8 protein-coding genes are annotated in these 8626 nt (G+C 62.8%); 5 read left to right on the top strand and 3 right to left on the bottom strand.

Annotated features, from left to right (window positions below):
- Positions 1-390: 390 nt before the first annotated feature.
- The 3 genes from rplS (at position 391) to ACK543_RS01745 (ending at position 2842) form a co-directional block, all read left to right on the top strand.
- Positions 391-777: a 50S ribosomal protein L19 gene (rplS, locus tag ACK543_RS01755; RefSeq protein ID WP_409941162.1), complete on the top strand. Its 387-nt coding sequence runs from the start codon at positions 391-393 to the stop codon at positions 775-777.
- 306 nt (positions 778-1083) lie between these two features.
- Positions 1084-1803, top strand: coding sequence for a CoA pyrophosphatase (locus tag ACK543_RS01750; RefSeq protein ID WP_409941161.1), 720 nt, complete (start codon positions 1084-1086; stop codon positions 1801-1803).
- A gap of 52 nt (positions 1804-1855) precedes the next feature.
- Entirely contained in the window at positions 1856-2842 is a 987-nt protein-coding gene (locus tag ACK543_RS01745) for a CobD/CbiB family protein (protein ID WP_409941160.1), read from the top strand.
- A 127-nt stretch (positions 2843-2969) separates the two neighbouring features.
- On the opposite strand, the gene rsgA is transcribed toward ACK543_RS01745, so the two are convergent.
- From rsgA to ACK543_RS01730, 3 genes are read right to left on the bottom strand one after another with little or no spacing between them, the layout of a single operon-like run.
- A complete protein-coding gene (gene rsgA, locus ACK543_RS01740) occupies positions 2970-3914 on the bottom strand; it encodes a ribosome small subunit-dependent GTPase A (RefSeq protein ID WP_409941159.1) in 945 nt (314 codons plus the stop codon).
- Between the two features lie 27 nt (positions 3915-3941).
- Entirely contained in the window at positions 3942-4280 is a 339-nt protein-coding gene (locus ACK543_RS01735) for a 4a-hydroxytetrahydrobiopterin dehydratase (protein WP_409941158.1), read from the bottom strand.
- On the bottom strand, positions 4277-5602 hold the full coding sequence (locus ACK543_RS01730) for a M48 family metallopeptidase (RefSeq protein ID WP_409941157.1): 1326 nt from the start codon (positions 5600-5602) through the stop codon (positions 4277-4279). The genes ACK543_RS01735 and ACK543_RS01730 overlap by 4 nt, the downstream gene beginning before the upstream one ends.
- Positions 5603-5639: 37 nt before the next feature.
- On the opposite strand from ACK543_RS01730, the gene orn reads away from it, so the two are divergent.
- Entirely contained in the window at positions 5640-6218 is a 579-nt protein-coding gene (gene orn / locus ACK543_RS01725) for an oligoribonuclease (protein WP_409941156.1), read from the top strand.
- 334 nt (positions 6219-6552) lie between these two features.
- Positions 6553-8328, top strand: coding sequence for a DEAD/DEAH box helicase (locus tag ACK543_RS01720; RefSeq protein ID WP_409941155.1), 1776 nt, complete (start codon positions 6553-6555; stop codon positions 8326-8328).
- Positions 8329-8626: the final 298 nt, after the last annotated feature.

The raw sequence follows: 8626 nt of genomic DNA, 5'->3' as shown, positions 1-8626 counted from the left end.
TTCCTGTCCTCATGGCGGTATCTCCGTTCCCAAGATACCGCATTGGCATGCACGATTAATGCCAGAAATTAACGGGACATGACACTAGGAGCCTGTCGGACTTGGAAATCGTCGGCTGCAAATCGACCGCAGCGGTCCATTGTTAACCGCCTTTTTGCCCCATAGCTCGGCTATGGGGCTGCAAATTCGGCAAAAACTGTCCTCGCTCTCGCCGATTTTCGCTTTCGACGCTCCAAGTCCGACAGGCTCCTAGATTGCTATAATCAAAGGCTTTTCGATCCTCTGCCCGGCCGTTTTGTGACACTGCTTTGCCAGCAAAGCGTTGCAAAACCTTCAAACGTCAATCCCGACGCAGCCATTGGTGGCGCGGCCAAGATCGTGGGAATCCAAATGAACCTGATTCAAACCCTGGAAGCGGAAGAGATCGCCCGCTTGAACAAAACCATCCCCGAATTCGCGCCTGGCGACACGGTCGTCGTGAGCGTGAACGTGGTGGAAGGCACCCGCAAGCGCGTGCAGGCCTACGAAGGCGTGGTGATTGCCAAGCGCAATCGCGGCCTGAACAGCGGCTTCACGGTGCGCAAGATCTCCAGCGGCGAAGGCGTGGAACGCACGTTTCAAACCTACAGCCCGCTGATTGCCAGCATTGAAGTCAAGCGCCGCGGTGACGTGCGCCGTGCCAAGCTGTACTACCTGCGCGATCGCAGCGGCAAGTCGGCACGCATCAAGGAAAAGCTTCCTTCGCGCGTCAACAAGGCTGCAGCCACCGTCGCCTAAGGCGCGGGCTCGTCCTGACAAGCCGCTACAGCATCTGCCTGTAGCGGCTTTTTGTTTTTGCGCCCAGCACGGGCGGGCACCTCGGTGTGCATGTACCGGTTGTGCGATGCGGGTGTGCGTTTGTGCCTGCACGGAGGAGCAACACCGCATGGCGCTCCAAAAGCGGTGCTGGCAAGTGCATAGCGCTGCCACCTCAAAGTTGAGGCTGCGTAAACAACGCAAGCCCCGAGTCCACGCGGTGTGCGGCAAGATGACAAGCGGTCAACTACCTTTTTAGGTTTAAGCGTTTCTTGCGACCTTTTTTCCGTGAAACCCACACCCACTCCAGCCGTCTCATCGGTCATCTTCCAGGGTTCGGCCCTTCCCGATTTCGATCCACGACGGGTGCCGGTGGCGGCGGTTGACTCGCAGTTGCCCGCGGTGGCGCCCGCCGCGCAGACGCCGCAGGCGTTGCGGCACCGGTTTGCGTCGGCGCCTGTGTGGGAGCCTGAAGTCGTTCTGGAAAAAAAATTCATGGACCGCGAGCCAGCCCATGCGGCGGTGCTGCTGGCCATCGTGCAGCGCGAGCAACCCATGGTCCTGCTCACCGAGCGCACGGCGCATCTGTCCACCCACTCTGGCCAGGTGGCCTTCCCCGGGGGGCGTGCGGACGCGCAAGACGCCTCACCAGCAGAGACCGCACTGCGCGAGGCGCAGGAAGAGGTGGGCCTTGAGCGCGAGTTTGTGGAGGTACTCGGTAGCCTGCCCACCTATGTGACGGGGTCGTCCTTCATCATCACGCCGGTGGTCGCGCTGGTGCGTCCCGACTGCGTTTTGCGCCCCAATCCCTACGAAGTGGCCGACCTGTTTGAGGTGCCCCTGGCGTTCCTGCTCGATCCTGCCAACCACCGTCGCCATGTGTTCGATCACGACGGCAGCCGCCGCGAGTGGTTCTCGATGCCCTACCAGGATGGGGAAAAGAATCGGTTTATCTGGGGTGCCACAGCGGGCATGTTGCGCAACTTCTACCGGTTCATGTCGGCCTGAGAAGCCGGTCGGGCCGCGCCAAAGGCACGGTCGGCGCCGGTATCATTGCTGCATGAGCTTTTTCGCCATCTTGTTCGCCCTGCTGATCGAGCAGGCGCGCCCGCTCGCGCAAAGCAATCCCATCCACGCTGGCGTGCGTGCATGGGCCCTGTCGGTGAGCCGCAATTTTGACGCGGGCAAACCGCACCACGGCTGGGTTGCGTGGTCCCTGGCTGTGCTGGTGCCAGCGGCCGTGACGTTGGCGATTCACTGGTTGCTGGTGTGGGGCCTGGGCTGGCCTTTTGCGGTGATCTGGAGCATTGCGGTGCTCTACCTCACGCTGGGCTTTCGTCAGTTCAGCCATCATTTCACCGGTATCCGCGATGCGCTGGAGAGCGGCGATGAGGACGCTGCGCGCGAGCGACTTGCCCACTGGCAGCGGGTCGATGTGGGAGTGCTGCCCCGAAGCGAGATCGTGCGCCATGTCATCGAGTATTCGGTGCTGGCTGCGCATCGCCATGTGTTTGGCGTGCTGGTGTGGTTTTCGGTCCTGGCGGCACTCGGCCTCGGGCCCGCCGGCGCCGTGCTGTACCGGCTGGCGGAGTTCGTATCGCGCTACTGGCACCCGCGTCAGCAGTCTCGGACGCAGCCCGTCAGCGCGGCCTTGCAGCGCGCGTGCGCACAGGCCTGGACGGTGATCGACTGGCTGCCCGCGCGGCTGACTGCGCTGAGCTTTGCGGTGGTGGGCAGTTTTGAGGAAGCGATTGAAGGGTGGCGCTTCCATGCACAGCACTTTCCTGACGATAACGACGGGGTGGTGCTGGCCGCCACTGCGGGCGCGATCAATGTCCGCCTTGGAGGCGAGTCTCTCAAGGCCCGAACCCTGGTAGATGCTCCCCAAGGGCCGGCGGCAGACGCCGAGCTGGGCGGCAGCGACTCGACGCCGGGGCGTGAGCCGGAAGTCGGCCACCTGCGCAGTGTCGTCGGCCTGGTCTGGCGGTCTGTCGTGGTCTGGATGCTGTTGCTGGCGTTGCTTACCTTGGCCCGCCTGCTGGGCTGATTCTGCAGATTCTGCAGATCCTGTGCCAGGCGCACGGGGCGTTCACCGGGCGACTGCCCGGCCGCGCGGCCGCGTTGAGGGGGCCCCCGCCCCCGCCTTGCAGGCGGCATGCAATGGTTCTCGCGCTTCAGTACCGCGTGTGGCTCAGTTCTTCGAACAGGTCGCTGTAGATGCGGTGCCGTGTCGGACTGATCGCGCTGTCGCCCGTGCCATCTTTCAGCGCGGCAAGCACGCCGCAACCGGGCTCATGCAGATGCGTGCAGTTATAGAACTTGCAGTGCCCAGCATGGGCTGCGATGTCAGGCATGCACGCAGCAAGCTGCGTGGGGGCAATGTGATGCAGGCCAAATTCTTGAAAGCCTGGTGAATCGATCAGCGCCGTGGTGCGCGCAGCGTCCATCCAGTACCAGTGGGTGCTGGTTGTGGTGTGCTTGCCCGAGTTCAGAGCCTGCGAGATTTCTCCCGTGACAACCGTGGCACCGGGCACCAGCAGGTTGATCAGCGTGCTTTTGCCCGATCCCGATGGCCCAAGGATGAGTGTTGTCTTGCCCCGAAGCTGCTCCATCAGCAGCGACCGGTCCGCATCGCTGGCGCGTGCCAGTGACAGCGGCAGCACAGCATAGTGCTTGCCTGCGCCCATGTGGCGGTAGGGTAGCAGGCGCTCCCAGGCGCGGGCAAATGGCTCCACCAGATCGCTCTTGTTCAGTGCAATGATGGGTTTGATGCCCTCAGCCTCGGCAGCAATGAGCGCGCGCGCGAGCTGGCTCTCAGAAAAGACGGGTTCGGCCGCGATGAGAATCAGGACCTGGTCCAGATTGGCCGCAAAAGACTTGGTTCGGATCTCATCCTGCCGATACAACAGGTTGCGCCGCTCATGGATCTTCTCGATGGTGCCCTCATCACCTTGACCGGGCGGCGCGGCTTGCCACAGCACGCGGTCGCCAACAACGGCCTGGTTTTTCTTTCCACGCGGGTGACAGATGCGGCGCTGTCCATCAGGTGTCTCGACCATGCAGTGCCGACCATGGCTGGCCACCACGATGCCCGGGATGAGCTCGCTGCGCTCACCCATCAGCCAGCGCTTCCAGTGCAGGGCGCGCTATTCGACCAACGCATCGAATTGACCCGCGCATTCAAAGTCAGTGGCTGATATGCCATGCACGTCGTGGGTGTTCAGCCGCACGACACAGCGGTTGTAGTGCACCGACAGGTCTGGGTGGTGGTCCTGCGCATTGGCGATGAAAGCCACGGCATTCACGAACGAGATGGTTTCGTAGTAATTGGCAAAGTGGTAGGTCTTCTCAATGGCCACATCAGGCCCGTCGCCTGTCAGGTGCCAGCCCTCGACTTTGGCGAGGCTTGCTACAACTTCTGTAGCTGTCAGGGCGCGTCGGACGTGCGCGGACCAGTCTTTTTTCTTCAACATCGAGGAGCTCATGGATAGACAACCTTCTGGGGCTGCATGCGCGCCAGCCGTTCGGCGGCAGGCGGATGCGAATAGTAGAACTGCACGTATACCGGGTCTGGTGTCAGGGTGGACGCATTGTCTTCGTACAGCTTGAGCAGTGCAGACGAAAGGTCGGCGCCGCTGGCCTGGGCCGCAGCGTACGCGTCCGCCTGGAACTCATGCCGCCTGGATTGCTGCGCCATGAGCGGGGCGATGAACAGCGTGAACACGGGCGTGGCCAGCAAGAACAGCAGCAGCGCCAGCGCATCGTTGGGCGCCGACGCCAGCGCCGGGTCGAGCGAGAGGTTGGGCACCACGCCCAGCCCAGTGTAGAACCACACTTGCCCGGAAAGCCATCCCAGCAGTGCGAAACCAGCCAGGCTGATTGCAAACATCATCACCATGCGCTGCGTCATGTGGCGGTGCTTGAAATGGCCCAGCTCGTGCGCCAGCACCGCCTCGACTTCGCCGGGCGAAAGCTGGCGTAGCAGGGTGTCGTAGAAAACGACGCGCTTGGAAGCGCCAAAGTCGGTGAAGTAGGCTTTGGCATGCGCGCTGCGGCGGCTGCCATCCATCACAAACAGGCCCTTGGCTGAAAAGCCGCAGCGCTGCATCAGCGCCGTCACGCGATCGCGAAGCGATTCGTCCTGGAGCGGCTCGAACCTGTTGAACAGCGGCGCGATCCACGTGGGGTACACCACCATCAGCAGCAGGTTGAACCCCATCCAGAAGCACCATGCCCACAGCCACCACAGCGACCCCGTTGCTCCCATCAGCCACAGAATCAGGGCCGCTACCGCCAGGCCGATGGTCGCGCCGATCAGCAGCCCTTTGGCCGCGTCTTCCAGCCACAGTCGCCACGTCATGCGGTTGAAGCCAAAGCGTTCTTCGATCACAAAGGTCTGGTACAGCGACAGCGGCAGATCCATCAAGCCGCTGATCACGGCAAAGGCCGCCAGCAATGCAAGCTGCTGCGTCATGCCACCGCCCAAGGTGTTGAGGAGGGCCTGATTGAGTGCATCGAGGCCGCCCAGCAGCGTCCAGCCCAAAAGCACGGCAGCGCCCACCGCCATTTCGATCAGGCCAAACCGCGTCTTTGCGATGGTGTAGTCAGCCGCTTTTTGGTGTGCAGCGAGCGAGATGCGTTCGGCGAACGCCTCAGGCACGGCCCCGCGGTGCGTTGCTACGTGACGAATCTGGCGCGATGCCAGCCACAGCCGAAGCACAAGACCAGCGACCAGTGCGACAGCAAAGGCCAGGGTCAGCGCCAGTGACGGTGACATCAGAGTCTCAGGAGGGTAGGGGGAAGCCATGTGCGGCGAGTTTAGGCCATCGGCGACAATGCGCGCCATGTCAGAAACCCACAACCCTTCCCCCGCCATGCTTGCCAAATCCGATCAGAACCTGGTGTGGCTTGATTGCGAAATGACGGGCCTGGAACCCGAAACCGATCGCTTGCTGGAAATTGCGGTCGTGGTGACCGGCCCCAGCTTGGAGCCGCGCGTGGAGGGTCCGGTGCTGGTCATCCATCAGTCCACTGCGCTGCTCGATGGCATGGACGCGTGGAACAAGGGCACGCATGGCCGCAGTGGCCTCATCGACAAGGTCAAGGCATCCACCGTGACGGAGACCGAAGCCGAGCAGGAAATCATGGCCTTCCTGTCGAAGTACGTGCCCAAGGGCGTAGCGCCGATGTGCGGCAACAGCATCGGTCAGGACCGGCGCTTTCTGGCGCGCTACATGCCCCGGCTCGAGCGATTTTTTCATTACCGCAACGTGGACGTGAGCACCCTCAAGGAGCTGGCCAAGCGCTGGAAGCCCGAGGCCTATACCAGCTTCAAAAAGGCGCAAAAGCACACCGCGCTGGCCGACGTCCACGAATCCATCGACGAGCTGGCGCACTACCGGACGCATCTGCTGGCTGTCTGAGTTTGCGGTGACCGCGCAGCAGTGATACACGCTGGCTGCGCCATGAGTTGAAAAGTCTCTCCATCGCCCTTCGTTTGAGGAGGGGGGTTGCGGGGAAACCCTGATCCATGTCATAATCTCTGGCTGCGCAGGAATCAACCGCGCAGATTGCGCATCTCCCCTCACACACCGGGCCCGCCAGCGCACCGTTTTCCAAGAACGGTGCAGGACTGGCAAAAACGCCCACCCGCACCGGATTGACTCGTGCAGGTTTCGTTTGATGGTTGATGTTTTTTAACCATTGACGAAGCCACTCGCAGGCTGCGCTTGCGATCGTCTTCGTGAGAGAAAAATCATGACCGACACCTCTTTGGTGCAGGGCGAGTTCGCGCCTGCACACATTTCCCTGGCTGCTGACGTTTCCGCAGAGGCCGTTCAAGAATCAACGACGGAGCCCAACGGTTTCATCGATCTGGGCCTGGCGCCTGAACTGGTTCGTGCCGTGGCTGACCTGGGTTATACCCAGCCCACCAGCGTGCAGCGCAAGGCCATCCCCCTGGCCATGGGCGGCGGCAACGACGCCACCAAGTTCATTGACCTGATGGTGTCTAGTCAGACTGGCAGCGGCAAGACGGCAGCCTTTTTGCTGCCTGTGTTGCACACGCTGATCAGGCAACAGGCCGAGGCCGAAGCCGAGGAGCGTGCTGCGTTCGAACGTGCTGCGGCCGAAGCGGCTGCGCGTGGTGAGCCTGCTCCCAAGCGTGCCAAGCGCAAGGATCCCACCAGCTCGCGCAATTTCAAAGCCGCCACACCGGGTGCCCTGATCCTGTGCCCCACCCGTGAACTGGCACAGCAGGTGGCGCATGACGCCATCGACCTGGTCAAGCATTGCCGCGGCCTGCGCGTGGCCAACGTGGTGGGCGGCATGCCGTACCAACTGCAGATCGCCAAGCTGCAAAACGCCAACCTCGTGGTGGCGACGCCGGGCCGTCTGCTCGATCTTCAGCGCTCGATGCAGATCAAGCTGGATAAAGTGCAATTTTTGGTGGTTGACGAAGCCGACCGCATGCTCGACCTGGGCTTCTCGGATGACCTGGCCGAACTGAACCAGCTGACCTCGCAGCGCAAGCAGACCATGATGTTCAGCGCCACGTTCGCGCCGCGCATCCAGCAGCTGGCGATGCGCGTGATGCACGACGGTGGTTCGTCGGTGCAAAAGGTGACGATCGACTCCCCCCAGGAAAAGCACGCCAACATCAAGCAAATGCTGTATTGGGCTGACAACGCTCAGCACAAGCGCAAGCTGCTGGATCACTGGCTGCGTGACACCAGCATCAACCAGGCCATCGTGTTTGCCAGCACGCAGGTGGAGTGCGATGGTCTGGCCAACGACCTGCAGCAGGAAGGCTTCTCGGCCGTGGCCCTGCACGGCGCCCTGAGCCAGGGCCTGCGCAACCGCCGATTGATGGCGCTGCGCGCCGGCCAGGTGCAGATTCTGGTGGCCACCGATGTGGCTGCGCGCGGTATTGACGTGCCCACGATCACCCACGTGTTCAACTTCGGTCTGCCCATGAAGGCCGAGGATTACACCCACCGCATCGGCCGCACCGGCCGTGCGGGCCGCGATGGCCTGGCCGTCACGTTCGCCGAGTTCCGCGACCGCCGCAAAATCTACGACATTGAGTCGTACAGCCGCCAGCAGTTCAAGGCCGAGGTGATCCCGGGCATGGAGCCCTCGCAACGCGCTCCGCAGGCACCTCGCGGAGGTGATTTTGGTGGTGGCCGTGGCGCTCCTGGGCGTTCCTACGATAACCGTGACAATGCGTCGCGTGGTCGGTTTGGTGGCCCCGCCCGTGGTGGCTACGGCGACCGCGGTGGTTTCGGTGGCGGTTTTGGCGGCGGTCGTGATGACCGCGGCTTTGCCCCTCGCCGTGACAGCGAAGGCTACGGCCGCAAGCCCGGCTTTGGCGACGCTGGCCGCGGTGGTTTTGCACCGCGCAGCGAGGCGGGCGCTCCACGGGGCGACTACGCTCCCCGCAAACCGGCATTCGCCAAGCCTGCGGGTGCAGGTGGCGCCAAGCCATTCGTGGCCCATGACGCGCGCAAGCGCCCCGCACGTCCGGCACGCTGATCGATGGGCGTCTGGCGGGCCTTGATCGCCTGCCGTGACTGCAACGCGCTTTCAACCGCTTCCCCAAGGGCTGACCCCGAAAGGTGTCAGCCCTTATTTCGTGCCGACTGGCTAACGCGGTTGCGTCATCGTGCGTGCAAGTCCTACGGGCGCTTAGCCTAAAAACGGCAGTTGGATGCATTTGCCAGCGCTGCTGTTGGGGCGCCAGGCAAGGCGCGATGACGCGGCAGGCTCGTGCCTGCAAGGAGGAGCAACACCGCATGGCGCTCCAAAAGCGGTGCTGGCAAGTGCATAGCGC

It is taken from the genome of Acidovorax sp. (assembly GCF_046341535.1).
Taxonomy (GTDB): domain Bacteria; phylum Pseudomonadota; class Gammaproteobacteria; order Burkholderiales; family Burkholderiaceae_C; genus Acidovorax.
This window is presented reverse-complemented; position numbering and strand designations above follow the sequence as displayed.